This window comes from Telluria sp. RB2R28 (genome assembly GCF_059685835.1).
In genome coordinates this window covers 66324-92663 of sequence record NZ_JCASIK010000005.1, presented here as the reverse complement: position 1 = coordinate 92663, position 26340 = coordinate 66324, and the positions used below count along the sequence as shown (strand labels likewise).

The following is a 26340-nucleotide window of genomic DNA, read 5'->3' as shown; positions in this document are numbered from 1 at the left end:
GGCTCCCTTGCGTGCATGAGAGCCAGCAAAGGAGTTACCGGGTGCGGCAAGGTCGAGCGCAAGACTGCGCACGGCCGCACGAATCGGCTGCTTCCCTTCGCTGGCATTATCCAGATCAGGTTCGGAGGGTATTTCTCACCCACGCATCGTTGTAAAAGCAACGACGCGCAGGACCCCTAGCGTTTGCTGCCAGTGATGGCAGCGGGTGGATTATAGCCGAACAAATATTGAATGGGCATCATGGTTACAACATCGGCGGCTCGGCCGGCAACGGCAGCACATGCAAGGCGCCGTCGATGAAACGCACTTCGACGAACGGCGTCTGCGCCGGCTCGACCGCACGGCGCACCGTCGGCCCGCCCTGCACGGCCACCTCGAGCTGCACGCTGGGCCTGTCGACCGCCACATCGAACGAATCCGCACGCGAAATCGTCAGGTCGGTACTCACGTTCGGCCGGTCATAGACCTGCTTGCCGTCGACCCGCACGCTGACCGTATTGTCTTGAAAGCCCTCGCCCAACCTCACGCGTAACGTCATCGCTTGCCTCGCCTTTCCATTGACTGCAACAGGTTTGCCGGACAAGCCGCATACAGAGCAGGCTTGTCCGGAACAGAGTAACGCCAGCACGGCCAGCCCAAGTGTCCGGCGTATCCCCCGCGCTCCAGCATGGGTCATGCCTTACGGTGCGGCCGCGCCCCCGGCCCGGTCGCGCCGGTCGCCGCAGGACCGCCCTGAACGGTGGCCAGCAAAGTAAGCAACTCGCCCTGGGACACCGGATCGAGTACCTTGGCCTGGGCGACGCTCGAGAGCAATGCGGCGCTCTCGTCGAGACGCGCTGCGCGCACGAACAGCGGCTTGCCCTCGCCCGCGTTCACTGTCTTGAACGCGCGGGCGGCATTGACGCCCTTGACCATGCGCACATAGGCGGCCATCGGATGCGCGCCGAAGCGGTCGAGGACCTCGTCAAAGGCAGCGTTACCCGAGCGCAGCGTGGTGTTGTCCGACCCCTGCAGATACAACAGCGCGCCCTGGTCTTCGCCCATGAACAGGTCGGCCAGCACATTGTCGTCAGTACTGACCGGATAGCGCACGTGCACCGTCAGGATATCGGACAGCACTTGCGATCCGTCGAGCGCCGCATACGCGGCCCGCACCCGGTACTGGCCCGGCTGGCCAAAATAGAAGCCATCCTTGCCATAGCCGATATAGGCGCTGTCCTGGACCGGGTTGTCCACCCCGAGCATCGTCTGGCGTTCGCCCACCAGGTGGTCGATCATCGGCTCGTAGCCGCAGAGCCGGCCGCCAGGTTGTTCGATCATGATCTTCACCAGCCCATAGTTCGGATGCAGCCAGGTATGGGCGCGGCGCCCGCGCGTGTCAGTGGCGCGTAGCTTGAGCCCAAGCACCACCGGCTCGCCAAGCGCGAAGCTGCGCTGGTGGGTCGATATATCGAGCACCAGGCCGGATTCGTCCGAGATCGGATCGGCCATCACGTCGCGGCCAAGCGAGGCGCCACTCGTGAAGCTGTTGCCGCCCATGATGACGTCGTTGCGGAAACCGTGGCGCAGGTGGATCAGCTCTTCGTCGTCGAAGCGGAAGTCGAAGCTGCTCCAGAAGCCGGGCGCGTTGCCATTCGGGTAGTACCACGGGTAGTTCATCCACGACAGCGCTTCGGGACGGTTCGGCTTGGGTGGATTGGCATACGATTTCTGCCACGAGTGCATCAGGTTGAAGCAATGCCCCAGTTCGTGCACGTAGGTGTAGAGCTGCAGCCGGTGTTGCTCGGCCGTGGCACCGCCGATTCCGGCATGAAACACGGCGCAGCCCTGGCGCTGCTTGCCCTGCTGGTCGAACATGATGCCGTACAGGCCCGTGCCCAGGTCATGCTGCTGCGCCACCAGCTGCCATACGCACCACTGCTGCAGGTCGCCCCACAGGGAAAAATGCTGCTGCATCGACGCGTGCAGCTCGGCATTGCTCCAGGTGGCATTGGCCCCGGCCGCGCCGACATCGATGACATTGTTGCCGGCGGTGGGCACCATGCCGATGCCCGCTTCGCCAAAGGCGCTGACCACGTTGACCGTGCGGGCGCTGCCGCCCGAAGGCAGCGCGCCCGTGTTGTAACTCGTAAAGGGCGTCGTCGTCACGTCGGACACGCTGTCGGTTTCGATGCGCACCGTGCGGAAATGCAGTGACGAGAATGAGCAATGGTAGGAAGCGCCCGGCGTATTGTTAACCGTGAAGAACTGCAGCGTGGCCGCGGCCTGTGACTGGAAGATGTTGACGCGCGGGATCGTCACCTGGATTACCGGCGCCCCGGCCGCGAACGTGAAGCGGCCCATACCCTTGACGATGATGCGGGTGGTCGACACCGTGACGGTCGGGCTGTCGACCACGAACGAGCCGAAGTACGATTTGGTCTTGCCGCTGGTCTGGTAAAAGTCGCCGCTGACCCGGCGCATCGGCCGGTTGCGGTCGACGTCGACCCGCAGGTCGAGCTGGAAGCTGCCCAGCGAGCTGGCGTAGCAACCGCTGACCGCCTTCTTGATGGCCGGTATGGACGGGATGGGGAGCGAAGGGATCGGCAAGGGAACCTGCGGGGCAGGCGTAATGACCGGCCCCGCAGCAAGCCCGGGCCCGGCGCCGGTGGGCCCTGTGTCGTACGGCTCGGGAATCCCCAGGTCGCCGTTGGACAGCCCGGATACTTCTTCATAGGTCATTACGCCTGTGTCGCCGATCGCGTCCTCGTTCGCATTGTCGATCCCGGTTGGGTCGAGTTGTGACATGGTGTTCTCCTCATGGTCAAAAAGCCCTCGTTCGACCAGTGGAGTAGGGGTGATGGTTCGTCGGGGCTGCAGATATTCAGAGGAATCACGGGCGCATCTGGAGGTAGATCAAGGAGCTTGGGCAAACAAAGAAGGATTCAAACGAGCTGGACAACGGCTGGCAATTCAGCGAAGCTGCCAGGATAGGCTGGCGCTGGAAGGTGACCTATAATGGTTTCTTTCGCAAAATTCACACACGACCACATCATGGAATTAGCCAAGTCTTTCGAGCCAGCCGATATTGAACAGTTCTGGCGCGCCGAGTGGGAACAGCGCGGCTACTTTGCCGCGACCATGGACGAGGGCAAGCCCTCCTTCAGCACCCAGCTGCCGCCGCCGAACGTCACCGGCACCCTGCACATGGGCCACGCGTTCAACCAGACGATCATGGATGGCCTGACGCGCTACTACCGCATGCGCGGCTACAACACCGCATGGGTCCCGGGCACCGACCACGCCGGCATCGCCACCCAGATCGTCGTCGAGCGCCAGCTGGATGCGCAAAAGATTTCGCGCCATGACCTGGGCCGCGACGCATTCCTCGAAAAAGTCTGGGAGTGGAAGGAAAAATCGGGCAGCACCATCACCGGCCAGATGCGCCGCCTGGGCACGTCGCCCGACTGGCAGCGCGAATACTTCACGATGGACGAGCCACGCTCGAAATCGGTCGTTGAAGTCTTCGTGCGCCTGTACGAGCAGGGCCTGATCTACCGCGGCAAGCGCCTGGTGAACTGGGACCCGGTGCTGGGCACGGCCGTGTCCGACCTCGAAGTCGACTCGCAGGAAGAAGACGGCTTCATGTGGTACATCCAGTACCCGCTCACCGACGGCAGCGGCCACCTGACGGTTGCCACCACGCGCCCTGAAACGATGCTGGGCGACGTCGCTGTCGCGGTCGATCCGACCGATGAGCGCTACCTGCATTTGCACGGCAAGACACTCACGCTGCCATTGACCGGTCGCGAAATCCCGATCATCGCCGACAGCTACGTCGATAAAGAATTCGGCACCGGCTGCGTCAAGATCACGCCGGCCCACGACTTCAACGATTACGCGGTTGGCCAGCGCGCCGGCCTCGCGCCGATCAGCATCTTCACGCTCGACGCCAAGATCAACGAAAACGGCCCTGCCCAGTACCAGGGGCTGGACCGCTTCGCTGCGCGCAAGCAGATCGTCGCCGACCTCGAAGCACTGGGCCTGATGGAACAGATCAAGCCGCACAAGCTGATGGTCCCGCGGGGCGACCGCACCAACGTCGTGATCGAGCCGATGCTCACCGACCAGTGGTTCGTCGCGATGACCAAGCCGGCGCCGGAAGGCACGTTCAACCCGGGCAAGTCGATCACCGACGTGGCGCTCGAAAAAGTCGCCAGCGGCGAGATCAAGTTTGTGCCAGAAAACTGGAGCACGACCTATAACCAGTGGCTGGGCAATATCCAGGACTGGTGCATCTCGCGCCAGCTGTGGTGGGGCCACCGCATCCCGGCCTGGTTCGCCGAAGACGGCCAGATCGTCGTCGCGCGCGATGAGGCCGAAGCGCAGGCCAAGGCCGCAGCCGCCGGCATCACGGGCGCCCTGCGCCGCGACGACGACGTGCTCGACACGTGGTTCTCGTCGGCGCTGGTGCCCTTCTCGACCATGGGCTGGCCCGAAGAAACGCCCGATATGAAACTGTTCCTGCCGTCGTCGGTGCTGGTCACGGGCTTCGACATCATCTTCTTCTGGGTGGCGCGCATGGTCATGATGACCGCGCACTTTACCGGCAAGGTGCCGTTCGAAACCGTCTACGTGCACGGCCTGGTGCGCGACTCGCAGGGCCAGAAGATGTCGAAGTCGAAGGGCAACACGCTCGACCCGATCGACCTGATCGACGGCATCGACGTCGAGACGCTGGTGGCCAAGCGCACCACGGGCCTGATGGACCCGCGCGCCGCCGAGAAAATCGGCAAGGCCACGCGCCGCGAATTCCCTGAGGGGATCCCGGCGTTCGGCACCGACGCCGTGCGCTTCACGATGGCCAGCTACGCGTCGCTGGGCCGCAACATCAACTTCGACCTGGGCCGCGCCGAAGGCTACCGCAACTTCTGCAACAAGCTGTGGAACGCAACCCGCTTCGTGATGATGAACACCGAAGGCAAGGATTGCGGTGCCCCATTGCCTGAAGATTTATCTCAGGCCGATCGCTGGATCATCTCGCTGATGAACCGCGTCGAGCAGGATGTCGCCAAGGGCTTTGCCGACTACCGCTTCGACAATATCGCCAACAGCATCTACAAGTTCGTCTGGGACGAGTACTGCGACTGGTACCTTGAAGTCTCGAAGGTCCAGGTCCAGCAGGGCACCGAAGCGCAGCAACGCGCGACGCGCCACACGCTGCTGCGCGTGCTGGAAGTGATCCTGCGCCTGGCGCATCCGATCATCCCGTTCGTGACCGAAGCACTGTGGCAGAGCATCGCCCCACTGGCTGGCAAGACCGGGCCGACGATCATGCTGCAACCGTATCCGCAAGCCGATGCGACGCAGATCGACGAAGGCGCCGAAGCCTGGATGGAGCAGTTGAAAGCGCTGGTCGACGCCACCCGCAACCTGCGCGGCGAGATGTCGCTGGCGCCGTCGCTGCGCGTGCCGCTGATCGTCGAACCGTCGAGCGACGCCGGGCGCGCTGACATGGCGGTATTCGGGCCGTACATCCAGCTGCTGGGCAAACTGGCCGAAGTGCAGATCGTCGATGCGCTGCCGGAATCGCCAGCGGCCGTGTCGATCGTCGGCACCACCAAGCTGATGCTCAAGGTCGAGATCGACGTCGCCGCCGAACGCGAACGCCTGTCGAAAGAGATCGCGCGCGTGGCCGGTGAAATCGCCAGGGCCAACGGCAAGCTGTCGAACGAGAGCTTCGTCGCCCGTGCCCCGGCCGCTGTCGTAGCGCAGGAGCAGGAACGCGTGGCGAACTTCTCGGCCACGCTCAGCAAGATGCAGGAGCAGCTCGAAAAGCTGGCAGCGGCATAAGCAGCCATCCCCCAAAGAAAACGCGGCCTCGGCCGCGTTTTTTGTTTCTGCTCTGCTTACTTTAATCCATAAAATCAGCACAGCCGGGGTCAGGTCTGACATTCGGACACGACCTCAGCCCTAACTACTTGCGATGGCTTCTTGCCCGGCATTAGCATGGCCCGGTGTAAGCTGGTTCCGACTACCCAATTGTCGAGTTCGTGTCCGAATGTCAGACCTGACCCTGGCTTTTAGTCGCGTGTCCGAATGTCAGACCTGACCCTGGCTTTTAGTCGTGGACCGCAACGCCGGTCAATGCGGGCAGGGCGACCGTGCGTGGCATCGAATTAGAAGGCAAGGCCACGATCGACCGGCTGGCGGCACGAGCCGGCGCATCGACGTCGGCGGCAACTATACCCATACAAGCCCCGTCGTACAGCGCAGCAGCGCATGGATCGTCGATGCAGACAGCATGAAACGCCAGCTTGACCTTTACGCACTGTGGAAGCGTGATGCAAGATCGCGCCTGCGGCTGTCGGTCTCGGACCTGCTGCAGCAAGACGTTCGCGAACGGCGCACGTTCGAAGGCAACGCGCCGTTGCTGCGCGTAACGACATATCGGGTGCGCGCAACCTGGCGCCTGGTATGGGAGCACTCCCTGTAGACAATGGCAGCAATCACCCTGGAAAGCACCGCATGACGACTTCCCTTCCCCACTGGCACGCCGCGCGGCGCAACGTCGGCATCGATTGCCTGCGTGGCCTGGCGATCCTGCTCGTGATCGTGCACCATCTGGCCTTGCCGTTTCGCCTGCCGCTGGGGCCGAGTCTTCTTGGCCAGTGGCTGCCCAAGCGACTGATCGACGCCATCAGCTTCAACGGCTACGAAGCAGTCTTCATCTTCTTCACGTTGTCGGGCTTTCTGATCACGCTGCGTATCATCGAACGCGATGGCGGCATTGGGCAGGTCGACCTGCGCCGCTTCTACCGCGCCCGCGCGCGGCGCATCCTGCCCCTGCTCGGCCTGGCCCTGACGCTGCTCTCGCTGCTGGCCGTGTGCCAGGTGCCGGGATTCATGCCAGAGACCGACCGCCACTCGCTGGCCGGCTTGCTCGGTTCGGCGCTGACGTTCACGTTTAACTGGTACGAAGGGCGCACTGGCTGGGCGCCGGCGGGCTGGGATGTCCTGTGGTCGCTGTCGATCGAAGAAGTGTTCTACGTGGGCTTTCCGCTGCTGTGCCTGTCGCTGCCGCGCCGTGTCCTGATCGGCATGCTGGTCGTGCTGGCGCTGGGACTGCAACCGCTGCGCTCGCTGGTGCCGATGAGCGATGAGGTCTGGTGGGAAAAAGCATACCTGCCCGGGATGGCGGCGCTGGCCTGGGGCGTGCTCGCTGCACTGCTGGCGCGCCGGTGGCAGCCAGGCAAGCGAGGGGCCCGCATCATGGGTCTGGCTGGTGCGTTGTGCCTCGTGCTGGCATTGGGCTGGTCGGACGTGGTCTACCGTCATCTGTTCAAGTCGAACCTATATGTGATTTGCGTCGGCGCCTGCCTGCTGCTGCTGGCCTTTCACGCGCAGCCACCTGCGCCGCGCCGTGGTCTGGGATGGCTGGCGCGCATGGGAAGCCTCAGTTATGAGCTGTACCTGTTCCACATGTTCATCGTGCTTGCCACCGCGGGCCTGTACCGCGCGCTGATGGGCAATGTGCAAACCTGGACCTTCGTCGTCTACGTGCCGGTGCTGCTGTGCTGTTACGCGCTGGCGCGCCTGCTCGAACACGGCGCCGTGCATCTGGGTTTGCAGCGCAGACCATCCGTGGGCCAGGCGCCCGTCAAAGGCGTGTGATGCGACGACGAACCCGTTGGCTGTCGATCCTGCCCGCGATGGTGGCGGGCTATCTGCTCCTTGTCGTCATCTGGGCCTGGGCCACCTTTGACACTGTCACTGCGCACATGCCTGCAATCGCTGACGCGCCCCTGTCCGCGCGGCAGACGCAGATCCTGCTGCGCGTCGAAGATCCTGCCTTCTTCGTACACCACGGTGTGAGCCTGACCAGCGGCCAGGGCTTTGCGACGATCTCGGGCGCGGTCGCGCGCGACCTCTACCTGGAAGGTGCGGACCTGGGCGGGGCTGGCGGCGCGTTGCAGGCGCTGTACCGCAGCGTCTTCGCATGCTGCAAACGGATCGATCTGGGCCGTGATGCGATGGCCGTGGTGCTCGATGCCAGGCTGTCCAAGGCGCGACAACTGGCGCTGTACACCACCCATGTCTATTTGGGAACGCACAACGGCAGGCAGATCATGGGCTTGTCAGCGGCGTCCCGGAATTATCTCGGCAAGTCGCTGGAACAGACCAGCGAAGAAGAATTCATTGGCCTGGTTGCCATGATCAAGGCACCCAACGCGTACCATCCTGTCAGGCAGCCCGCAGCGTATGCGACGCGCGTGGCACGGGTGCGTGCGCTGGTGCAGGGCACCTGCAAAGCGCAAAGCTGGTTCGATACAACACTGGCGCACTGCGGCGCGTGATCACTTGAGGCCATGCCACCAGCGCCCGCCGGCATGCGGCTGCGTCAAGCTCAGTGCTTCGCCCATCTCCGGCGTGGTCAGCTTGATGCCCCGATCATCGGCCAGCGTCTCGATCCGGTCGAGCGGCTCCTGCCAGCTGTGCAGCGCCAGGTCGAACGTCCCGTTATGCATCGGCAGCAGCCAGGCTGCGTTCAGGTCGACAAACGCCTGCAGCGTTTCTTCCGGATGCATGTGGATGTCCGGCCAGAGCTTGTCGTAGGCGCCGGTTTCGATCAGCGCCATGTCGAATGGTCCGTACCTGGCGCCGATCTCCTTGAAGCCCTTGAAATAACCAGTGTCGCCGCTGAAGAACAGGCGCAGGTCATCGTGCCGGATCACCCATGATGCCCACAGCGTCGAGTTGCCGTCGTGTGGCCCGCGCCCCGAGAAGTGCTGGGCTGGCGTCGCCACGAAGTGTACGCCGTCGATCTCGGCGTCCTGCCACCAGTCGAACTGGCGCACTTTGGCGCGGTCGATGCCCCAGTCGACCAGCCGGTCGCCCACGCCCAAAGGCGTGAGAAACACCGACGTCTTTGCCGCCAGCGCCATGATCGCCGCGTAGTCGAGGTGATCGTAATGGTCGTGCGACAGGATGATCGCCTTGATGGGCGGCAGTTCGTCGATCGAGATCGGCGGCGCATGAAAGCGCGCCGGGCCGAACCACTGCACGGGCGATGCACGCTGCGAGAACACGGGGTCGGTCAGGTAGAACTCACCGGCGAGCTTGATCAGCATCGTCGAGTGGCCGAGGCGGTACAGCGTGTTGTCGGGCGCGGCCAGCAGTGCCGCCCGGGTCAGCGGCTGCACCGGCACTGCCTGCTGCGGCGTGGTCCCGGCCCGCTTGTCGAACAGGAAAGCCCACCAGAGCTTGGCAATGCCGCCGGCGCCCAGCTTGTGCATGGCGACCGGATTGCGGTATTTGCCGTCGTGGTATTGCGGCGAGGTTGGCGCGGTCGTCGTTGCCGAGACAGGGGTACAGATTGCCATGGTAGCGAGAGCTCCCGTAACGAAGATGCCGACAAGCAGGCGCATGAACGCGTCGATTCGATAAAAGTGCACTACGGCCGATCCGGACTTTCCGATGCTGGGGCGGACGGCACACGCTCCAGCGAGCGTCCCGGCCTGGATGGCCGGGACGCCGCGCGTCTCTATTTGATCGCCGCCGCGTCACGCGCACTATCGCCTTGCAGCTTGAGCGCAGCAGCACGCCCCTCCCAGTAATGCGCATTCTTGATCCCGAGCGCGACCGGGTCGAACTCGGGTTCCTTGCCGGCTTTCTTTTGCGCCTCGTAGTCACGCAGGCACTTGAAGGCGTCCTTGCGCAGCAAGAAGATCGCGACGATGTTCAGCCACGCCATCAGGCCGACGCCGATGTCGCCCAGGCCCCAGGCCACGTCGGCGGTCTTGACCGCGCCGTAGATCGTGGCCGAAATGATGCACAGCTTGAGGACCACGCCCAGCCACGGATGACGGTTATGGCGGTCCATGTAAGCGATATTGGTCTCGGCGATGTAGTAGTAGGCCACGATGGTCGTGAACGCAAAGAACAGCAGCGCGATCGCGACGAACAGTGCGCCAAAGCCCGGCAGCACGTTTTCGAGCGCCGTCTGCACATAGCCCGGACCCGACGCCACGCCCTGCACGCCGATGAAGCGCGCCGTGCCGTCGGTATTCTCGACGTTGTATTGACCCGTCACCAGGAGCATGAAGGCAGTGGCCGAGCACACGAACAGCGTGTCGATGTACACCGAGAAGCCCTGCACCAGACCCTGCTTGGCCGGGTGGCTCACTTCGGCTGCCGACGATGCATGCGGGCCGGTGCCCTGCCCGGCTTCGTTCGAATAGATACCGCGCTTGACGCCCCACTGGATGGCCATGCCGAGCATGGCGCCAAAGCCCGCATCCAGGCCGAAGGCCGAGCTGACGATCAGGCGCAGCACGCCGGGCAGGGCTTCAATGTTCATCGCTACCACCGCCACGGCCACGAGGATGTAGGCGGCCGCCATGAACGGCACCACGATCTCGGCAAAATGGGCGATGCGCTTGACACCGCCGAAGATGATCGCGGCCAGCACCACGGCCACGCCGATGCCGGTGTAGAGCGGATCGATGCCGGCGGCGGTCTTGAGACCTTCGGCGATCGAATTGGCCTGCACGCCCGGCAGCAGCAGGCCCGTGGCGAACAGCGTGGCGATAGAGAAGGTCCAGGCATAGCGCTTCATGCCCAGGCCTTTTTCGATATAGAAGGCCGGGCCGCCGCGATACTGGTTGCCGATCTGCTCCTTGTAGAGCTGGCCCAGCGTCGACTCGACGAAGGCCGAACTGGCGCCCAGGAAGGCCACGGCCCACATCCAGAACACGGCGCCGGGGCCGCCGAACGTGATGGCGGTCGCCACGCCGGCGATATTGCCGGTGCCGACCCGGCCCGCCAGCGTCATGGCCAGCGCCTGGAACGACGACACGCCCTGCTCCGAGCTTTTCCCTTCACGCATCAGGCGCAGCATCTCGCGCACGTGACGGATTTGCAGGAAACGGCCGCGGATCGAGAAGTACAGACCGGCCCCGAGGCACAGGGCGATCATGATGGGGCTCCAGATGACACCGTTGACGGCGTTGACCAGGTCGAGCATGGTGGTGGGACTCCTGCGTTGAAGGGTTCAGGAAGGCAGGCATTTCGCCGCCATGAAGTCGCACAAGTTACATGATTCCGTAAGGAATTAACATCATTTTTTCCGCACTGTGGTGCCATCAGCCGGGCTGACTCAGAATGAGCAGGAAATGGGCGCTGCTGGTGCAGGCATGCCCGGCCGGTGCACCAATTGCTGGCGATCTAAAGCGTGGTGGACATGATACGATCCCACCATGGACCGACGAAGCGATTACAAGACCGCCCTCCTCATCGACGCCGTGCTGCACGACGTGTCGATCGAGGCCCGCCCAGCGGCGCGCGAACTGGCCACGCTGGGCGTGCCGCTCGAAGTGAGCCTGCGCGTGCTGACACGGCCGAGCGGCGCCACCAGGTCACACCCGAAGACGTGCGCAACGCGCCATAGCCCCTGCTGCGCGATTGGAAGACATCCTCGGGCATTGACCTGTCACACGGGCGAAGCGGTAGGCTACACTGGCGCCGTACCTACAACAACACTGGAGACACCACCATGCGCCACCTGATCCAAGCAAGCCTGATCGCCGCCACCATGCTCGCCCTGCCCGCCGCCGCGTGGGCACAGGCCACCTCGCCTGTCGGCACCTGGAAGACCATCGATGACAAGACCGGCAAGCCAAAGGCGCTGGTGCGGATCACCGAAGAAGGCGGCGTCCTGACCGGCAAGATCGAAAAACTGTACCGCGCGCCATCCGAAGAGCAGAACCCGCTCTGCGGGAAATGCAGCGACGCGCGCAAGGACCAGCCGATCATCGGCATGACCATCCTGTCGGGCCTGAAGAAAGACGGCGGCGACTACACCGGTGGCGAAATCCTCGACCCGGCCGCCGGCAAGACCTACAAGAGCAAGGCCACGCTGGCCGACAACGGCAACAAGCTCGAAGTGCGCGGCTACATTGGCGCGCCGATGTTCGGGCGTACCCAGACCTGGCAGCGCGAGCAGTAATCATTACCACGGCCCGGCGACGGGCCGTTTTCATTATTCATGACCCTGAACCTCGCCTACCTCTATCTCGGATTTGCCATCGTTGCAGAAGTGATCGGCACCACGGCCCTCAAAGCTTCCGACAGCTTTACCCGTCCCCTGCCCAGCCTGATCACGGTCGGCTGCTACGCCCTGTCGTTCTACCTGCTCACCTTCAGCCTGCGCGTGCTGCCAACCGGCATCGCCTACGCAATCTGGTCGGGCGTGGGCATCGTGCTCATTTCAATCGTCAGCTGGCTATATTTCAAGCAAACCCTGGATCTGGCGGCCATCGCCGGCCTGGCCCTGATCATCGCCGGCGTGCTGGTCATTAACCTGTTTTCAAAAAGCGTCGGGCACTGACCATGTCAACCGCGCCGTGCTCCCGGACGTTACACCCGGCCCCATCCCGATCATTCGCACCATGACACCCACCCCGATCACGCGTACCGCACGCCCCGTCTTTCGCGGGCGCGAAATGCGCGTGCTGCGGCTCCTGAGCATGGCGGCCGGCGTGTTCGCCATCCTGCTGCCGGCTGCGCTTCTGGCCTCGACAGCGCATGGCATCCCGGACTGGCTCGAACCCTACATCGTGCTGGTGGGTGTGGCACTGGGCTCGGGCGGGTTTTTCCTGGTAGCGATGGCGGGGCAGCGCATGGGGCGCGACGCCATGCTGCGCTCGTTCGCGGCGCTGCTGCTGATGGTGCCATTTGGCGCCAGCGGCATTGTCATCTGGCACGGCAGCAATATGCTGATGGTCTATTTATGCACGTTCTTCCTGATCCACACGGTCGTGCTCTATTGCAGTTTCATCTATCCGCTGATGCACGTGCCGCAGCCACCAGCGCCGCCCCGGCGCGGCGGTAAAACACCTGCCTGGAACCAGCTGAGCCGGCCCCGCGGCAACGCCGACGACTACAACCAGCCGGCATCGCGCGCCAACCGGTAGGCTTCGACGCGGTTGCCGGCCCCCAGCTTGCTGATCGCCTCGGACAGGTAGTTGCGCACAGTGCCTTCCGACAGATGCACCTGGCGCGCGATCTCGCTGCTGCTGCGCCCTTCCCCTGCCAGCCGCAACACCTGCCGCTCGCGCTCGGTCAGCGGATCGCTGCCGCTGTTCCAGCTCTCCAATGCCAGTTCGGGCGCGATTGCGCGGCCACCGCCATGCACGACGCGGATTGCCGCGGCCAGCGCATCGACCGGCGCGTCTTTCAGCAGATAGCCGCGCACGCCCGCTTCCATCGCGCGGCGCAGGTAGCCGCTGCGCGCAAACGTGGTCACGACCACGACGCGACAGGCCAGCTTGCGCTGAACCAGGCCCTGCGCCAGTTCGAGGCCCGTCATGTGCGGCATCTCGATATCGGTCAGCACGATGTCCGGCACCAGGCGCTCGCACAGCGCCAGCGCCGCGCGTCCGTCCGCGGCGCCACCCACGACGTCGAAATCCCGTTCGAGCCGCAGCAGCGCGCTGAGCGCGCCCAGCACCAGCGTCTGGTCTTCGGCGATCAGGATACGGATCATGCCGATGCTCCCGACGGCACGTGCAGTTCGAGCGCCAGGCCGGCGCCGGCCCGCAGCGACAAGCGCCCGCCCAGCGCCGCCACCCGTTCGCGCATGCCGGCCAGGCCATTCCCCTGCTGCAGGGTATCCGTGCTGCGCAGCTTGCCGTCGTCGAGCACGCGCAGCACGGCGTGCGTCTGCCCATCCTGCTGCTCTTGCACCAGGCTCAGCGTGCAGCGCGACGCGCCTGCATGGCGCACGATATTCGTCACGGCTTCGCGCACGGCCAGCGCCACCACGTGTTCGGCCGCCGGCGCCAGGTCCATGCGCTCGATGCGCTCGTCGAGGATCACATCGGCCGCCAGCAGGCTGGCGCGCGCACTGGCCAGCGCCTGCACCAGGCCACTGTGGCGAAACCCCGTCACGGCGGCGCGCACCTCGGCCAGCGCACCACGCGCATTGGTTTCGATGTCGGCGATTTCGCGCTCGCAGGCAGCCAGGTCGCGCCGCGCCAGCTTGCGCGCCAGTTCGGCCTTGAGCGCAATCATCGACAGCGAGTGACCCAGCAGGTCGTGCAGGTCGCGCGAGATGCGTTCGCGCTCGGCGATGCGCGCCATGTGCTCGACTTCTTCCTGCTTGCGCATCAGGAGCGTGCGCGACGCGCGCAGCCGGGCATCCATGATGCACGACAGGCCGACCGGGATGCCGGCCATCAGGATCGGCAGCAGGAACACCATCCGCATCTGCGGGAGCAGCAAGGCAACGAACGCGCCGCCGGCGATCACGGCCAGCATCGCGCCCACGGCGCGGCCCGTACCGTGAATGCGCGCGCACATGGCGCAGGCGAAGATGAAGAAGCAGGCGGCGCCCGGATTCCACGGCGCCCAGGCTGCGCCGATCAGGCAGGTGGCTGCCACGCAGGCGCCGACGCGCCAGCCGCGCGGCCAGAAGCTGGCGCAGTACAGCGGCACGAACAGGATGATGGTCAGCGCCAGCAGCACCGCCTCGGCCACGCCGGGCGCCATATAATAAAACTTCCAGAACAGGTAGCCCAGCGACAGCAGCCACATGTATTGCAATGCGCCGTAATCGGCCGGCATCCACGGCCGCGCCAGCACCTGCCTGAAGGTCGTTGTCATCGTGACTCCGTGATCGTTATTGCGCCAGCAGGCGCACGTCGGCGAGTTCGAAGCGGTACTCGCCCGGCTGTGGCCCGGCACTGAATGCTAGCATGGCAACCGCCGCCGGATCGATGCCGGCAAAGGCCGACAGCGGGACGCTGATGTCTTCCCATTCCCGGCCGGCGACGAATGGCACGCTGCTCGGCCGGTTATTGGCCGCGCCCATGATCATCACCTGGTAGGTTTTGCCGTCACCGCGCACCTTGAAGCGCAAGACCCGGGCCGCGCTCAGGTCGGCCGGCTGCATCGGCTGCGCGCCGGGCATGAAGGCGACGCTCGACCACGCATACGGCAGGCCGGGGGCGACGCTGGCCTGCACCGCCAGCGGGATTTGCCCGTCGGGCAGCGCTGGCAGCACGTCGAGCTTGACGGTCGACTTGCCGCCGGCGAACTGGTCGGTCGATGGCATCCAGCCGCTGCCGAACGGGCTGGCAAGTTTCGCCGCGCTGAACTGGCTGATGCGCCCATCGGCCGGCAAGTCCTGGCGCGTCGATCCGCCGCGCTCTTGCGCGACCCGTTCACGCCTGGCATCGCGCAGGGCATTCGCGCTTTGCCCGTCTTTCCACACCTCGACGATGCGGCGCGTGGCCGTGATGTCGCGTGTCGGGTCGCCCTCGACCAGCAGCAGGTCAGCCTTGCAGCCTGTGGCGATACAGCCGCGCCGGCCCAGCCGGAAGGCGGCGGCTGGTGCGCTGGTGGCGGCGGCCAGGGCGGCGGTCGGACTCAAACCGGCCTCCACCAGCGCAGCCAGTTCGCGGTGCATGCTGATGCCGTACAGCGTGCCGGCATTGCCGGCATCGGTGCCGGCCAGGATTGGCACGCCTGCCCTGGCCAATGCGACCGTGACCGCCTTCGGCATGGCCAGCAATTGGGGCCGCGCCTGCTGGCCGTAGCGCGCCTTGAGGGTCGTCGCGCCCTCGCGTTCGACCAGCGCCGCCAGATCCGCATCGCCCAGCAAGTCGTCGCCGCGCACGCCGGCCATGCTTTCCATGACGGTAAAGGTCGGGATCACGAAGGCGTTCTTGCGTTTGGCCAGCCTGGTCAGGCTGTCGACTGCCGTTGGATCGGGCGTGGCGCCCAGGAACAGATGGACCAGCGCGTCGGCGCCGGCTGCGAGCGCGGCGCGGGCGTCAGATTCGGTGCTGACGTGAACGACGGCCAGCTTGCCGCGCTGGTGCGCCGCCTCGATCAGCGCGGTGGCCGTCGCGATGTCGAGCGACTGCATCGCGCCGGCGCCATGGCCGCCTGCTTCGAGCACGATCTTGATGAAGTCGGAGCCTTCGGCGATGCGGGCGTCGACAAAGGCCTGCGCCTCGCCCGGGCTGCTCAGGGTCGGGATCGGCACGCCGAACTGGGTGCCGTGACCGCCCGGCGCGGTGGCCAGGGTGCCAGCCGAGAACAGGTCGGCCTGCCCCGCATGCCTGCCTGCGGCCATGCTGCGTTTGGCGTCCTGCATGACCGGTACGGCGGTGAACATGTCGATCTGGGTCGTCACGCCAAACAGCACCGGCAGGTCGAATTGCCTGAACGCGTGGGTGTGGGCGTCGATCAGGCCCGGCAGCAGCGTGCGTCCGGCCCCCTTGACGATGCGCGCCCCTGCCGGGGCCGGCCCGCGAAAATCCGCATCGACAATGCGCGCATCCTCGAACAGCACCGAGCGCCGTTCGTGCACGGCCTTGCCGTCGAAGACGCGCACGTCCTGGACCAGGGTGGCAGCGCCCAGCGCCAGGCAGGAGAGGGACAGACCGGCAGCGGCAAGTGCCGCTTTTGCGACGATGGTGGACATGGTTTCCTCACGGGTTGGTGTGAAACCAGTATGGCGATCGGGCTGGCATGCCGACAGGCGCACTTGCCATCACTATCGGATGACAACTGTCATATGTGACCACGTCCGCGCTACATCTGAACGACACATTCACGGCAAAACAAGGACAAATCTGTCGTGTGCCAAAGACAGTAATTAAGACCGCAATATTGCCTGTGTGCTATCTTTGTCACACTGCCGTGCTGGCTGAATAATGCAATCGATCTCGTATGAGCCAGAACAACGTCCCTGTCAACTTTGCCGCGCGAAAAATCGCCATGACGATCCTGCGGCTGCTGTGCTTTGCCGCCGGCATGCTGGTACTCGTCGCGCCGGCGATCGTGCTGCCGGCCGGCGCCATGCCGCCGCACGCGGGCAAGGCGGCGGCAACGCTGGCCTGCCTCGTGCTCGGCGCGGGCGCCTTCTTCGTTACCGGAATGGCCGGGCATCTGCTGCGCCGCTCTGGCCTGCTGCGCGCACTGGCTGGGCTGCTGCTGGCGGTGCCGCTTGCGTTCTGCGCCGCGTTGTTGTGGCGCGGCGCCGCGCCTGCCTTCATGTGGACCGCCGGCGTGCTGCTTGGCTTCACGCTGACGCTGTACCTGACGTTCGTCTATCCGGTGCTGCGCGCGCAGACGCAGGCCTGGCTGCGCTGGCGCGCTGAGCGCCAGCTGGCGTCGCTGCCCTGAACGTGGTGCGGCCAAGTCGCCGCTACGCCATTGCACGGCAAATCTGCTGCTATACTTCGCAAAAACCCACTGGTGATTTCCTTGCGTCGGATTCTTCACATCCTCTTGCTGCTGTGCCTGCCCATGCATGGCTTTGCCATGCAGGGCAGCATGCCGTCGGTCGCCAGTCCAGCATCGCTGGTGCATGAAGTCGAACATGATCAGGGTATTTCTCACCACCACCACGTCGACGACGGAACCATCCATTACGACGATTCCGACGCGTCGCGCGATTACGCGCAAGAACATGCGTCATCTCTCCAACCGGCAGGCCTCGGCCTGCCACTGCTGCCTGTCCCACCCGAGCAACTGGTCTCGAAGCTCGTGTCCCACGTGATCCAGCCCATGCCGGAGCCGTTCCTCGACGGCCCCTCAAAACCGCCTTCCCCCGCCCCCGGCCAAGCTGCCGGGGGGCCGCTGCACGCATGATCGCAAGATAACGGCGCGACGCCTGTCGCGCCGGTGTGCTCGCCCCCGGTGATCGTCAATATCACCCGATGGAGAACACATGCGCATTATTCGCGTGTCGCTTTACCTTGCCGGTGCCGGCCTCGCGCTTCAATGCGTGGCAGGGGCAGCGCCGGCAATGCCACCAGCGAAGCCGATTCCGGTCGGCACCACACTACAACAAGCCGTCGACAGCGCCTGGCGCCGCGCACCCATTGCGCGGACACTGGAAGCGCGTCAGGACGAAGCCGCCGCGGCCCGCGGCCTGGCCGGGTCGTGCCTGGCCGTCAATCCGACCCTCGGACTGTCGCGGCGCAATGACACCGGTGCGTCCGGACGCGATCAACGCGAATCCGACCTGTCGGTGTCGACCTCGATCTGGCTGCCGCACCAGAAGCAGGCGCGTGAAACGCTCGCCGAACGCAGCACCGAAGAAATCGCCGCCCAACTGAGCGCCACGCGCCTCGAGATTGCCGGTCTGGTGCGCAGTCGCCTGTGGGAAGCGGCCGCCGCCAGGGTCATGCTCGATGAACGGGAAGGCCATGTGCAGCATCTGGAGCAACTGGCCGAAGAAGTGCAACGGCGCGTGAAGGCGGGCGACCTTGCCCGCAGCGACGCTCTGCTGGCAGAGCAGGAAGTGCTCGCCGCCAGGGTGCAGGTCCTGCATGCGCGTACAGCCGCCGCCGACGCACTGGCACGGTATCGGGTCCTGACCGGCCTGACCGAACTGCCCGCGCTTGAACCGGAGCCGCTGCACGACACCGATGCGCCTGCCAACCCGAGGCTCCAGGCTGCGCAGGCGTCCGAGGGGCGTGCGCGGGCGTCGCTGCGCCTGGCCGAGGCGAGCCGCGCGGCGCCGCCGACGGTGGCCCTGTCAATGCGGCGCGAAGATGAACGCACTCTGCGCGAACCCGCGCGCAGCATCGGCATCGCGCTACAGATCCCGCTCGGCAGCGCAGGACGCAATCGCAGCATCGAAGCGCAGGCCAGCACGGTCATCGCGACAGCGGCCGCCGAAGCGGCGCAGGTGCACGCCAGCGCCGCCGCAGACGTCGAGGTCGCGCGGGAGCGCCTGGCGAACACCCGCCTTGCCCTTGCCACCGCCAACGCACGCGCGGCCGCGCTGCATGAACACACGGCGCTGTTTGCCAAGGCGTTCCAGCATGGCGAACGTGGCCTTGCAGAACTGCTGCGCTCGCATGCCCTGACACACGAGGCTGACGTCGCCGTGGCGCAGCAACGCGTTGCACTCGGCCTGGCGCATGCCTCCCTTAATCAAGCTTTGGGAATCCTTCCATGAAACACCTGTATCTGCTGCTGATCGCCATGCTGATCACGTCGCCCGCCTGTGCCAGCCCTGGGGCCCACGGCCCCAATGGCGAGCACCTGGACGGCCAGGCAACGGCCACCGGTGCCATCGTCTCCGTGCCGCGCATCGACACCTTCACCGAATCGTTCGAGCTGCTCGGTCACCTGTCCGGTGGCGAGCTGTCGATCATGATCGATCGCTACGAGACCAACGAGCCGGTCCTGAACGGCGCGCTCGAGGTCCAGTACAAGCAACTGAAGGCAAAGGCAACGTTCCATGCCGACCAGGGCGACTACGCGGTCGATGATCCGGCGTTCCTGGCCGCGATGTCGACACCGGGCGCGCACCCGCTGCTGTTTACCTTGCTCGCCGGCGAAGAAAGCGACTTGCTGGAAGGCGTGCTGACGGTGCCCGAGCCTGCCGATGCGCACGACCACGAACATGGCGCTGGCCGCCACTGGTGGCTGCTAGCTGCTGCCACCCTGGCGCTGGTTGCCGTGGCCGCCGTATTCCTGGCGCGCCGCCGCCAACGCAAGGGAGCCTGACATGACGATTTCACACCGTATTCTCGTCGGTATCATCGCCGCCGCGTGGGCAACGTCCCTGCTCGCCTCGCCCGGTGCACATGGTCCGAACGGCGAGCATCTCGACGGCGGGGCAAGCCAGTCTGCCGGTGGACTGGCGCGCCTGCCGGATGGCAGCGTCAACGTGCCGAAGCCGGCGCAGCGCCGCATGGGCGTGCGCACGCTGATGGTCAAGGAAGGCGAGTTCGCCCGCAGCGTGACGCTCAACGGGCGCGTTGCCATCGATCCGAACGCCGGCGGCCGCGTGCAAGCCCCGTTTGCCGGTCAGATTGCGCCTGGACCGCAGGGCTTGCCGGTCGCCGGCCAGCGTGTCGTCAAGGGCCAGCTGCTGGCGCGGATTGCCCCTGTGGGCGCCGCCATCGAGCGTGGCAACCAGGCGGCGCAACTGGCCGCGCTGCGTGCCAGCCGCACCGTACTGGAAAAACGGGTGCAGCGCCTGGCATTGCTGGAAGGCGTGGTGCCGGCCAAGGACATCGAAGCCGCCCGCGCCGAATTGCAGGGCACCATCGGCCAAGAGCGCGCCGTCGCCAACTCGATCAGCGGCACGCAAGCAATCGTTGCGCCGGCCAGCGGCGTCATCGCCAGTGCTACGGTGCTGACCGGCCAGATTGTCGAGTCGCGCGACATCCTGTTCGAAATCGTCGATCCGCAACGCATGGTGATCGAGGCATTGACGACCGACCCATCGATCGCGCGCAAGATCCGCGGCGCGGCGCTGGTCGACGCCCCGGATGCCGAACTGACGCTGCTCGGGGGTTCACTGAGCCTGCGCGACGGCGCCGTGCCGATCAGTTTCCGGGCACGCGGCGCCGCGCTCGGCCTGGCGGTGGGGCAGCCGGTGACGGTCCTGGCCAGACTCGACACGACGATCAAGGGCATTGCCTTGCCGGCGGCCGCCCTGGCGCGCAATCCGGCCAATGAAACGGTGGTCTGGATCAAGTCCGGCGCCCAGCGCTTCATTGCACTGCCGGTCGAGACCACGATGCTCGATGCACGCACCGTCATCGTGACGAAAGGGCTCAGTCCCGACAACAGGGTGGTGATCATCGGGACTTCCCTGATCAACCAGATCAGGTGACCGGCGATGTTCAATGCCATTGTCCGTTTCAGCCTGCATAACCGCCTGTTTGTCCTTGCGGGGGCCCTCCTGTTGATGATCTACGGCGCCGTGACTGCAACGCGCACCCCGGTCGATGTCTTCCCCGACCTGAACAAGCCGTTGGTCACCGTCTTGAGCGAAGCCGGCGGCATGGCGCCCGAAGAAGTCGAGCAGCTCGTGTCGTTCCCGATCGAGACGGCGCTCAACGGGATGCCTGGCGTCACGCGCGTGCGCTCGGTGTCGGGCGTCGGCCTGTCGATCGTGTATGCCGAGTTCGACTGGGGTACCGATGTGTATCGCAACCGGCAACTCGTGTCCGAGCGCATCACGCTCGTCAAGGAGCAGCTGCCGGGTGCGATCTCGCCCGTGATGGGGCCGGTATCCTCGATCATGGGCGAAATCATGCTGATTGCGCTGCCGATCGATACCGCCAAAACCGATCCGATGAAGGCGCGCGAGTACGCCGATTTCGTCCTGCGCCCTCGCCTCTTGTCGATCCCGGGCGTGTCGCAGGTGATTCCGATCGGCGGCGACGTGCGCCAGTTGCGCGTGGAACCCGACACGGCGCGCATGGCGCAATTCGGTGTCTCGCTGGCGCAGGTCACTGACGCATTGCGCGGGTTTGCCGCCAACACCAGCGGCGGCTTCGTCGACCTGAACAATCGCGAATACCTGATCCGCAACCTGGGCCGCACCAACCGCCTGGACGACCTGCAAGGCCTTGCTGTCGCGTACCGCAATGGCGCGCCCGTCCTGCTCGAACAGGTCGCCAACGTGCGCTATGCGGCAGCCTTCAAGCGCGGTGACGCGGGCCTGAACGGCAAGCCGGCCGTGATCGTGAGCATCCAGAAGCAGCCTGCGGGCGACACGGTCAAGCTGACGCAGGCCATCGAGACGGCGCTGGCCGAGCTCAGGCAGGGACTGCCGGCCGGCATCGCGCCGCCCGTCGTCCTGTTCAGGCAAGCCAATTTCATCGAGGCGTCCATTGGCAATGTCGTCGAGGCGCTGCGCGACGGGGCGATCCTGGTCGCCATCGTGCTGTTCGCTTTTCTGCTCAGTGTGCGCACCACGGTCATTTCGCTGGTCGCCATCCCGCTGTCGCTGGCCGTCACGGCGCTGGCGTTTCACCTGCTGGGCCAGTCCATCAATGTGATGACGCTGGGCGGGCTGGCGATTGCCATCGGCGAACTGGTCGACGATGCGGTGGTCGACGTGGACAACATCGTGCGCAGGCTGAAGCAGCGCAGCGGGTCGGGCCAGTCGGTGCTGGACGTGATCTGGCACGCTTCGGTCGAAGTGCGCTCGGGCATCGTCTACGCCACCGTCATCGTCGTGCTGGTGTTCGTGCCGCTGTTCGCGCTGCCCGGCATCGAAGGCCGCCTGTTCGCCCCCCTGGGCATCGCCTACATCACGTCGATCCTGGCATCGATGCTGGTGTCGATGACCGTCACGCCGGCCCTCGCGTATTACCTGCTGCCGCGCATGAAGCGCCTGCATCGTGGCGACAGCCCGGTCGTGTGGCGCATGAAGCAGTGGGATACCGCCGCACTGAACTGGTCGCTGCCCCGTACCCGCATGCTGCTGTCGGTGGCGCTCGTCGCCGTGGTTGCGGCGGCGGCCTCGGTACCGTTCTTCCCGCGCGCGTTCCTGCCAGCCTTTAACGAAGGCTCGCTGGTCATGGGGATGACCTTCACGCCGGGGACTTCGCTGGCCGAAGCCAACCGCATGGGCGCGCTGGCCGAGACCCTGATCGCGCAGGTACCGGAGGTGACCCGGGTCGGGCGCCGCACCGGGCGCGCTGAACTGGACGAGCATGCAGAAGGCGTGCACTCGTCCGAGATCGATGTCGACCTCAAGCTGTCCGGACGCAGCCGCGAAGACATCATGGCCAGCATCCGCAACCAGCTCGCCGTGATCCCCGCCTCGGTGGCGATCGGCCAGCCGATTTCGCACCGGCTCGATCATCTGCTTTCTGGCGTGCGCGCGCAGGTGGCGCTGAAGATCTACGGCGACGACATCGACACGCTCCGGGGCCTGGCGGAAACCCTGCGCACGCGCCTTGCGAGCGTGCCGGGACTGGTCGACCTGTCGGTGGAGCGGCAGGTCCTGATCCCGCAGATCAAGGTGCGGATCGACTACCGCAAGGCCGCCCAGTACGGACTGGCGGCGGGCGACGTGCTGCAGGCCTTGCAGGCGCTGGCCGAAGGCACGCGCGTGACCCAGGTCATCGATGGCCCCCGCCGCTTCGATCTGGTCGTGCGCCTGTCGGACGCCGACCGCACACCCCAGGATCTGGCGCGGATCATGCTGACAGCGCCGGCAGGCCGGATTCCGCTGTCCGCGGTGGCCACCGTCGAGGAAAGCGACGGGCCGAACCAGATCGGGCGCGAGAACGGCCGGCGCCGCATCGTCGTCTACGCCAATACCGACGGCGCCGATATGGCGCGGGTGATCGGCGACGTGCGCCAGGCAGTGGCCGCCAGCGCGCTCCCGGGCGGCTATTTCATCAGCGTCGAAGGGCAGTTCCAGGCGCAGGAACAGGCGCAGCAGCTGATCGTCGGCCTGTCGCTGGCGTCGCTGGTGCTGATCTTCCTGGTGCTGTATTCACGCTACCGCTCGACCACGCTGGCCCTCGTTATCATGGGCAACATCCCGTTCGCACTGGTGGGCAGCGTCATCGCCATGTGGATCGCGGGGGTTGCGCTGTCGGTGGCGTCGATGGTCGGCTTCATTACCCTGGCCGGGATCGCGACCCGCAACGGCATCCTCAAGGTCAGCCATTATGTCAATCTGTGCAAGTTCGAGGGTGAGCAGTTTGGCTGGCCGATGATCGTGCGCGGCTCGATCGAGCGCCTCACGCCCGTGCTGATGACGGCACTGGTCGCGGCCTTCGCGCTGACGCCACTGCTGCTGGCGGCCGATGCGCCGGGCAAGGAAATCCTGCATCCGGTTGCCGTCGTCATCTTTGGCGGATTGATCAGTTCCACGCTGCTCGATTCGCTGCTGACACCGCTCATCTTCTGGAAGGTCGGCCGGCGACCGCTGGAGCGGTTGCTGGCCGACGAGCGTGGCGACGTGATGTGAGTTACAAGGGCCATATGGCGGCGCCCATCCCGAGCCGCCTTCGTTTTCTGGAGCAAACAATGAAAAAGATCTTCGCAGTAGCGGCCCTCGCGGCCAGTGTCATCCTGTCGGGTAACGTCCACGCGCACGGCGCGAAAGCAAAACATGGCGGCATCGTGCAGAGTGCGGGCGACCTGTCGTTCGAGCTGGTGGCCAGCAATGGCGCCGCAACCATCCACGTCGACGACCATGGCAAGGACAAGCAGACCGCCGGCGCGACCGGCACGTTGACCGTCCTGAAAGGAACGGAAAAGACCGAACTGCCGCTCGTGGCCGGCGGCAGCAATACGCTGGTGGTCAAGGGTGACCCGAAGCTTGCTGCCGGCAGCAAGACCGTCGCGGCGATCACGTTCGCCGACAAGAAGACGGTCAGCGTTCGGTTCTCGGTCAAGTAGGGTCTTGCCGGGCAGGCTCAGTAGCGCTGCAACGCCGGTGCTACGGGCGACACGTCGCCCCGCCCCACCAGCCGCGCCACCGCGCGGATCAGCAGATGCGGCTGCAACGGTTTGATCACATACGCCTGATACCCGGCCTGCAAGGCGCGCTGCTGGTCCAGTGGCCGCGCAAACGCGGACATCGCCACGGCCGGCAGCATGTATTCATCGAGCCGCATGTCATTGCGCACCGTACGGATCAGGTCGTAGCCATTGAGGTTGGGCATGCTGATATCGCTGACCAGCACCTGCGGGCGCACAGCGCTTAATTGCGCGAGCGCTGCCACGACCGAATTCACGGTGACGACAGCGGCGCCCCGCTCTTCCAGCACGCGCCGGCTCAGCTCCAGGATGTCTTCGTTGTCATCGACCAGCAGCACGCTCACGCCGTGCAGGTCGATCAACATCAGCTGGTCGGCTTCCGCATTTGCTTTTGCTTCAGCAACCATGCCGGCAGCGTCGTCGCCTGCCGCATCGAAAACGCGCAGCGGCAGCATTACCGTGAAGGTCGCGCCCTGGCCGACGCCCGCGCTGTCGCCGCTGACCGTGCCGCCGTGCAGCTCGGTCAACTGCTTGACGATCGACAGGCCGATCCCCAGCCCGCCATGCACGCGCGCCGCCTTGCTGTTTTCCTGGCTGAAGCGCGTAAACAGCTGTGGCAGGAATGACGCATCGATGCCCTCGCCGTTGTCGTGCACCGTCACCGCGACCTGCGCGTCGGCGCGGCGCTGGGCAGTCAGGGTGATCGCGCCGCCGCCAGGGGTGAACTTGAGCGCGTTGCCCAGTAAATTGGCGAAGATCTGCTGCAGGCGGACCGGGTCGCCATCGAGCTCCAGCGGCGCGCCGTCATGGGTGTCGATCCGGATCTCGACGCCCTTCTCGATGGCGAGCGGACGCAGGAATTCGGCGGCCGAATCGAGCAGCGCGCTCAGGTCGACCCGCTGCAGATCCAGAATCAGCTTGCCGGTCACGATGCGGTTCATGTCCAGCAGATCGTTGATCAGCTTGGCCTGCAGGCTGGCATTGCGGGCGATGGCGTCGACACCCCGCTTGACGGTGGCAGGGTTGTTCTGCGCGCGTTGCAGCACGCCGGCCCAGCCGACGATCACGGCCAGCGGCGTGCGCAGTTCATGGCTGAGCGTGGCGAGAAATTCGTCCTTCAGCACCGCCACCCGTTCGCTTTCCAGGCGCGCCGTGCGTTCGGCCTCGAACAGGTACTGGCGCTGGTTATCCATCAGGTGGCGTTCGGCCATGACTTCGCGCGCGATCTTGCGCCGTTCGATCGCGTTTTCAACGGCCCAGGTCAGGCTTTCGCGGCCCAGCCAGGCCTTGCCCACGAAATCCTGGGCGCCGTGGCGCAGCGACGCGCGGCTCTCTGTCCCGGCCACGCCGGTGAGGATCACGACGGGCAGGTGCGGAATCCTGTCGGCGTCGCACGGCAGGCGCGCCAGCACGTCGAGCGCGTCGCCGTCGGGCAAAAAGAAGTCGAGAATCATGCAATCGAATGGCGCCGAACTCGCGCACAGATGCATCGCTTCGTTCGCCGACGTCGCTTCGACGAACTGGTAGCGGCGATCATGCCCGCCCAGCAGCGCCGCCTTTGCCTCGGCGCGGTCCAGCGCATTGTCATCGACCAGCAGGATGCGCCAGGGACGATCGGTATCACAGGTCACGGGCATAAGGGTTTTCCAGTCGATGATGTGTCCGCGCCCGGCAGCACGACGTGCGTCAGCCAGTAGCGAAAGATGCTCTCGAGGTTGGCCAGGCCGTCCTCGAAGTTCACCAGTTTGACGTGATAGGCGTTGCCGCCGGCCGCATAGAACGCGTCCCGGTCGCGCGGGTTGATGCTGGCTGTCAGCACGATGACGGGCAGCGTGCGGCGTTGCGGATGCCGGCGTACTTCTTCGAGCAGCGTCAGGCCGTCTTCACCCGGCAGATTGCAGTCCAGAAGCATGAAGGCATAGTCCACGCCAGGCACGGCGAACAGCAGGCGCCTGGCGGCGTCGGCATCGACGGCATGCACCAGCAGGTTGCCGATGCCGGCCCGCCGCGCGGCAATCGAGACGGTGTCAAAATCGTCGTCGCTGTCATCGACGACCAGAATGGGCGGCAAGTCACTCCGCACCAGGG

25 protein-coding genes and 1 riboswitch are annotated in these 26340 nt (G+C 65.4%); of the genes, 15 read left to right on the top strand and 10 right to left on the bottom strand.

The window, feature by feature from the left end:
* Positions 1-75 precede the first annotated feature (75 nt).
* Positions 76-188: riboswitch (TPP riboswitch) on the bottom strand.
* A 56-nt stretch (positions 189-244) separates the two neighbouring features.
* Together AC56LV_RS18635 and AC56LV_RS18630 are read right to left on the bottom strand one after the other, a co-directional pair.
* The gene (locus AC56LV_RS18635; protein ID WP_499559835.1) at positions 245-538 is read right to left on the bottom strand and encodes a hypothetical protein; all 294 of its coding nucleotides are present in this window, start codon (positions 536-538) and stop codon (positions 245-247) included.
* A 134-nt stretch (positions 539-672) separates the two neighbouring features.
* On the bottom strand, positions 673-2787 hold the full coding sequence (locus tag AC56LV_RS18630; protein WP_499559833.1) for a hypothetical protein: 2115 nt from the start codon (positions 2785-2787) through the stop codon (positions 673-675).
* A 246-nt stretch (positions 2788-3033) separates the two neighbouring features.
* Between AC56LV_RS18630 and AC56LV_RS18625 the strand changes: the two genes are divergently transcribed.
* Positions 3034-5832, top strand: a complete 2799-nt coding sequence (locus tag AC56LV_RS18625) for a valine--tRNA ligase (protein ID WP_499559831.1) — start codon at positions 3034-3036, stop codon at positions 5830-5832.
* Between the two features lie 268 nt (positions 5833-6100).
* Here the strand turns inward: AC56LV_RS18625 and AC56LV_RS18620 are convergent, their stop codons facing one another.
* Positions 6101-6232, bottom strand: coding sequence for a hypothetical protein (locus AC56LV_RS18620; protein WP_499559830.1), 132 nt, complete (start codon positions 6230-6232; stop codon positions 6101-6103).
* Positions 6233-6283: 51 nt separating this feature from the next.
* Between AC56LV_RS18620 and AC56LV_RS18615 the strand changes: the two genes are divergently transcribed.
* The 3 genes from AC56LV_RS18615 to AC56LV_RS18605 are packed head-to-tail and all read left to right on the top strand — an operon-like array spanning position 6284 to position 8336.
* On the top strand, positions 6284-6475 hold the full coding sequence (locus AC56LV_RS18615) for a hypothetical protein (RefSeq protein WP_499559828.1): 192 nt from the start codon (positions 6284-6286) through the stop codon (positions 6473-6475).
* Between the two features lie 32 nt (positions 6476-6507).
* The gene (locus tag AC56LV_RS18610; protein ID WP_499559826.1) at positions 6508-7653 is read left to right on the top strand and encodes an acyltransferase family protein; all 1146 of its coding nucleotides are present in this window, start codon (positions 6508-6510) and stop codon (positions 7651-7653) included.
* Positions 7653-8336 carry a transglycosylase domain-containing protein gene (locus AC56LV_RS18605; protein ID WP_499559824.1) on the top strand — a complete coding sequence of 228 codons (684 nt, stop codon included), beginning with the start codon at positions 7653-7655 and terminating at the stop codon, positions 8334-8336. Before AC56LV_RS18610 ends, AC56LV_RS18605 begins: the two co-directional genes overlap by 1 nt.
* Here the strand turns inward: AC56LV_RS18605 and AC56LV_RS18600 are convergent, their stop codons facing one another.
* A complete protein-coding gene (locus AC56LV_RS18600) occupies positions 8337-9362 on the bottom strand; it encodes an MBL fold metallo-hydrolase (protein ID WP_499559822.1) in 1026 nt (341 codons plus the stop codon). It lies immediately after the preceding gene.
* A gap of 161 nt (positions 9363-9523) precedes the next feature.
* A complete protein-coding gene (locus tag AC56LV_RS18595) occupies positions 9524-11005 on the bottom strand; it encodes an alanine/glycine:cation symporter family protein (RefSeq protein WP_499559820.1) in 1482 nt (493 codons plus the stop codon).
* Positions 11006-11237: 232 nt separating this feature from the next.
* Here AC56LV_RS18595 and AC56LV_RS18590 point away from each other — a divergent pair, with 232 nt between their 5' ends.
* The 4 genes from AC56LV_RS18590 to AC56LV_RS18575 all read left to right on the top strand — a co-directional run bounded on the left by AC56LV_RS18590 (position 11238) and on the right by AC56LV_RS18575 (position 12953).
* Complete coding sequence (locus AC56LV_RS18590) at positions 11238-11546, top strand: hypothetical protein (protein WP_499559818.1); 309 nt, start codon at positions 11238-11240, stop codon at positions 11544-11546.
* The gene (locus AC56LV_RS18585; protein ID WP_183556824.1) at positions 11534-11986 is read left to right on the top strand and encodes a DUF2147 domain-containing protein; all 453 of its coding nucleotides are present in this window, start codon (positions 11534-11536) and stop codon (positions 11984-11986) included. Before AC56LV_RS18590 ends, AC56LV_RS18585 begins: the two co-directional genes overlap by 13 nt.
* Before the next feature lie 39 nt (positions 11987-12025).
* Positions 12026-12367, top strand: a complete 342-nt coding sequence (locus tag AC56LV_RS18580) for an SMR family transporter (protein ID WP_499559816.1) — start codon at positions 12026-12028, stop codon at positions 12365-12367.
* A 61-nt stretch (positions 12368-12428) separates the two neighbouring features.
* Positions 12429-12953: a hypothetical protein gene (locus tag AC56LV_RS18575; protein ID WP_499559814.1), complete on the top strand. Its 525-nt coding sequence runs from the start codon at positions 12429-12431 to the stop codon at positions 12951-12953.
* On the opposite strand, the gene AC56LV_RS18570 is transcribed toward AC56LV_RS18575, so the two are convergent.
* The 3 genes from AC56LV_RS18570 to AC56LV_RS18560 are packed head-to-tail and all read right to left on the bottom strand — an operon-like array spanning position 12920 to position 16471.
* Positions 12920-13525, bottom strand: coding sequence for a response regulator (locus tag AC56LV_RS18570; RefSeq protein WP_499559812.1), 606 nt, complete (start codon positions 13523-13525; stop codon positions 12920-12922). The genes AC56LV_RS18575 and AC56LV_RS18570 overlap by 34 nt on opposite strands.
* Positions 13522-14643 carry a sensor histidine kinase gene (locus AC56LV_RS18565; RefSeq protein ID WP_499559810.1) on the bottom strand — a complete coding sequence of 374 codons (1122 nt, stop codon included), beginning with the start codon at positions 14641-14643 and terminating at the stop codon, positions 13522-13524. Before AC56LV_RS18565 ends, AC56LV_RS18570 begins: the two co-directional genes overlap by 4 nt.
* Before the next feature lie 16 nt (positions 14644-14659).
* The gene (locus AC56LV_RS18560) at positions 14660-16471 is read right to left on the bottom strand and encodes a CIA30 family protein (protein WP_499559808.1); all 1812 of its coding nucleotides are present in this window, start codon (positions 16469-16471) and stop codon (positions 14660-14662) included.
* Between the two features lie 248 nt (positions 16472-16719).
* On the opposite strand from AC56LV_RS18560, the gene AC56LV_RS18555 reads away from it, so the two are divergent.
* From AC56LV_RS18555 to AC56LV_RS18525, 7 genes are all read left to right on the top strand, one after another.
* A complete protein-coding gene (locus AC56LV_RS18555; RefSeq protein WP_499559806.1) occupies positions 16720-17175 on the top strand; it encodes a hypothetical protein in 456 nt (151 codons plus the stop codon).
* 81 nt (positions 17176-17256) lie between these two features.
* Positions 17257-17643 (top strand): hypothetical protein, encoded by a 387-nt coding sequence (locus AC56LV_RS18550; RefSeq protein WP_499559804.1) that lies wholly within the window; start codon positions 17257-17259, stop codon positions 17641-17643.
* Positions 17644-17722: 79 nt separating this feature from the next.
* A complete protein-coding gene (locus tag AC56LV_RS18545) occupies positions 17723-18961 on the top strand; it encodes a TolC family protein (protein ID WP_499559802.1) in 1239 nt (412 codons plus the stop codon).
* The gene (locus tag AC56LV_RS18540; protein WP_499559800.1) at positions 18958-19515 is read left to right on the top strand and encodes a hypothetical protein; all 558 of its coding nucleotides are present in this window, start codon (positions 18958-18960) and stop codon (positions 19513-19515) included. The genes AC56LV_RS18545 and AC56LV_RS18540 overlap by 4 nt, the downstream gene beginning before the upstream one ends.
* A 1-nt stretch (position 19516) precedes the next feature.
* Positions 19517-20632, top strand: a complete 1116-nt coding sequence (locus AC56LV_RS18535; RefSeq protein WP_499559798.1) for an efflux RND transporter periplasmic adaptor subunit — start codon at positions 19517-19519, stop codon at positions 20630-20632.
* A gap of 6 nt (positions 20633-20638) precedes the next feature.
* A complete protein-coding gene (locus AC56LV_RS18530) occupies positions 20639-23737 on the top strand; it encodes an efflux RND transporter permease subunit (protein ID WP_499559796.1) in 3099 nt (1032 codons plus the stop codon).
* A gap of 59 nt (positions 23738-23796) precedes the next feature.
* Positions 23797-24171 (top strand): hypothetical protein, encoded by a 375-nt coding sequence (locus AC56LV_RS18525; protein ID WP_499559794.1) that lies wholly within the window; start codon positions 23797-23799, stop codon positions 24169-24171.
* Positions 24172-24188: 17 nt separating this feature from the next.
* Here AC56LV_RS18525 and AC56LV_RS18520 read toward each other — a convergent pair whose 3' ends face one another.
* The gene (locus tag AC56LV_RS18520; protein WP_499559792.1) at positions 24189-25889 is read right to left on the bottom strand and encodes a hybrid sensor histidine kinase/response regulator; all 1701 of its coding nucleotides are present in this window, start codon (positions 25887-25889) and stop codon (positions 24189-24191) included.
* Entirely contained in the window at positions 25880-26323 is a 444-nt protein-coding gene (locus AC56LV_RS18515; protein WP_499559790.1) for a response regulator, read from the bottom strand. Before AC56LV_RS18515 ends, AC56LV_RS18520 begins: the two co-directional genes overlap by 10 nt.
* Positions 26324-26340 lie beyond the last annotated feature (17 nt).

What these genes read in the sequence shown, in the direction of transcription:
- AC56LV_RS18595 (WP_499559820.1), bottom strand. Translation starts at nt 11,005, where the DNA reads ATGCTCGACCTGGTCAACGCCGTCAACGGTGTCATCTGGAGCCCCATC.
- AC56LV_RS18620 (WP_499559830.1), bottom strand. Translation starts at nt 6,232, where the DNA reads ATGGGTATAGTTGCCGCCGACGTCGATGCGCCGGCTCGTGCCGCCAGC.
- AC56LV_RS18625 (WP_499559831.1), top strand. Translation starts at nt 3,034, where the DNA reads ATGGAATTAGCCAAGTCTTTCGAGCCAGCCGATATTGAACAGTTCTGG.
- AC56LV_RS18585 (WP_183556824.1), top strand. Translation starts at nt 11,534, where the DNA reads ATGCGCCACCTGATCCAAGCAAGCCTGATCGCCGCCACCATGCTCGCC.
- AC56LV_RS18590 (WP_499559818.1), top strand. Translation starts at nt 11,238, where the DNA reads ATGGACCGACGAAGCGATTACAAGACCGCCCTCCTCATCGACGCCGTG.
- AC56LV_RS18535 (WP_499559798.1), top strand. Translation starts at nt 19,517, where the DNA reads ATGACGATTTCACACCGTATTCTCGTCGGTATCATCGCCGCCGCGTGG.
- AC56LV_RS18575 (WP_499559814.1), top strand. Translation starts at nt 12,429, where the DNA reads ATGACACCCACCCCGATCACGCGTACCGCACGCCCCGTCTTTCGCGGG.
- AC56LV_RS18630 (WP_499559833.1), bottom strand. Translation starts at nt 2,787, where the DNA reads ATGTCACAACTCGACCCAACCGGGATCGACAATGCGAACGAGGACGCG.
- AC56LV_RS18570 (WP_499559812.1), bottom strand. Translation starts at nt 13,525, where the DNA reads ATGATCCGTATCCTGATCGCCGAAGACCAGACGCTGGTGCTGGGCGCG.
- AC56LV_RS18635 (WP_499559835.1), bottom strand. Translation starts at nt 538, where the DNA reads ATGACGTTACGCGTGAGGTTGGGCGAGGGCTTTCAAGACAATACGGTC.
- AC56LV_RS18525 (WP_499559794.1), top strand. Translation starts at nt 23,797, where the DNA reads ATGAAAAAGATCTTCGCAGTAGCGGCCCTCGCGGCCAGTGTCATCCTG.
- AC56LV_RS18605 (WP_499559824.1), top strand. Translation starts at nt 7,653, where the DNA reads ATGCGACGACGAACCCGTTGGCTGTCGATCCTGCCCGCGATGGTGGCG.
- AC56LV_RS18545 (WP_499559802.1), top strand. Translation starts at nt 17,723, where the DNA reads ATGCGCATTATTCGCGTGTCGCTTTACCTTGCCGGTGCCGGCCTCGCG.
- AC56LV_RS18565 (WP_499559810.1), bottom strand. Translation starts at nt 14,643, where the DNA reads ATGACAACGACCTTCAGGCAGGTGCTGGCGCGGCCGTGGATGCCGGCC.
- AC56LV_RS18615 (WP_499559828.1), top strand. Translation starts at nt 6,284, where the DNA reads ATGAAACGCCAGCTTGACCTTTACGCACTGTGGAAGCGTGATGCAAGA.
- AC56LV_RS18530 (WP_499559796.1), top strand. Translation starts at nt 20,639, where the DNA reads ATGTTCAATGCCATTGTCCGTTTCAGCCTGCATAACCGCCTGTTTGTC.
- AC56LV_RS18540 (WP_499559800.1), top strand. Translation starts at nt 18,958, where the DNA reads ATGAAACACCTGTATCTGCTGCTGATCGCCATGCTGATCACGTCGCCC.
- AC56LV_RS18580 (WP_499559816.1), top strand. Translation starts at nt 12,026, where the DNA reads ATGACCCTGAACCTCGCCTACCTCTATCTCGGATTTGCCATCGTTGCA.
- AC56LV_RS18600 (WP_499559822.1), bottom strand. Translation starts at nt 9,362, where the DNA reads ATGGCAATCTGTACCCCTGTCTCGGCAACGACGACCGCGCCAACCTCG.
- AC56LV_RS18610 (WP_499559826.1), top strand. Translation starts at nt 6,508, where the DNA reads ATGACGACTTCCCTTCCCCACTGGCACGCCGCGCGGCGCAACGTCGGC.
- AC56LV_RS18520 (WP_499559792.1), bottom strand. Translation starts at nt 25,889, where the DNA reads ATGCCCGTGACCTGTGATACCGATCGTCCCTGGCGCATCCTGCTGGTC.
- AC56LV_RS18560 (WP_499559808.1), bottom strand. Translation starts at nt 16,471, where the DNA reads ATGTCCACCATCGTCGCAAAAGCGGCACTTGCCGCTGCCGGTCTGTCC.
- AC56LV_RS18555 (WP_499559806.1), top strand. Translation starts at nt 16,720, where the DNA reads ATGAGCCAGAACAACGTCCCTGTCAACTTTGCCGCGCGAAAAATCGCC.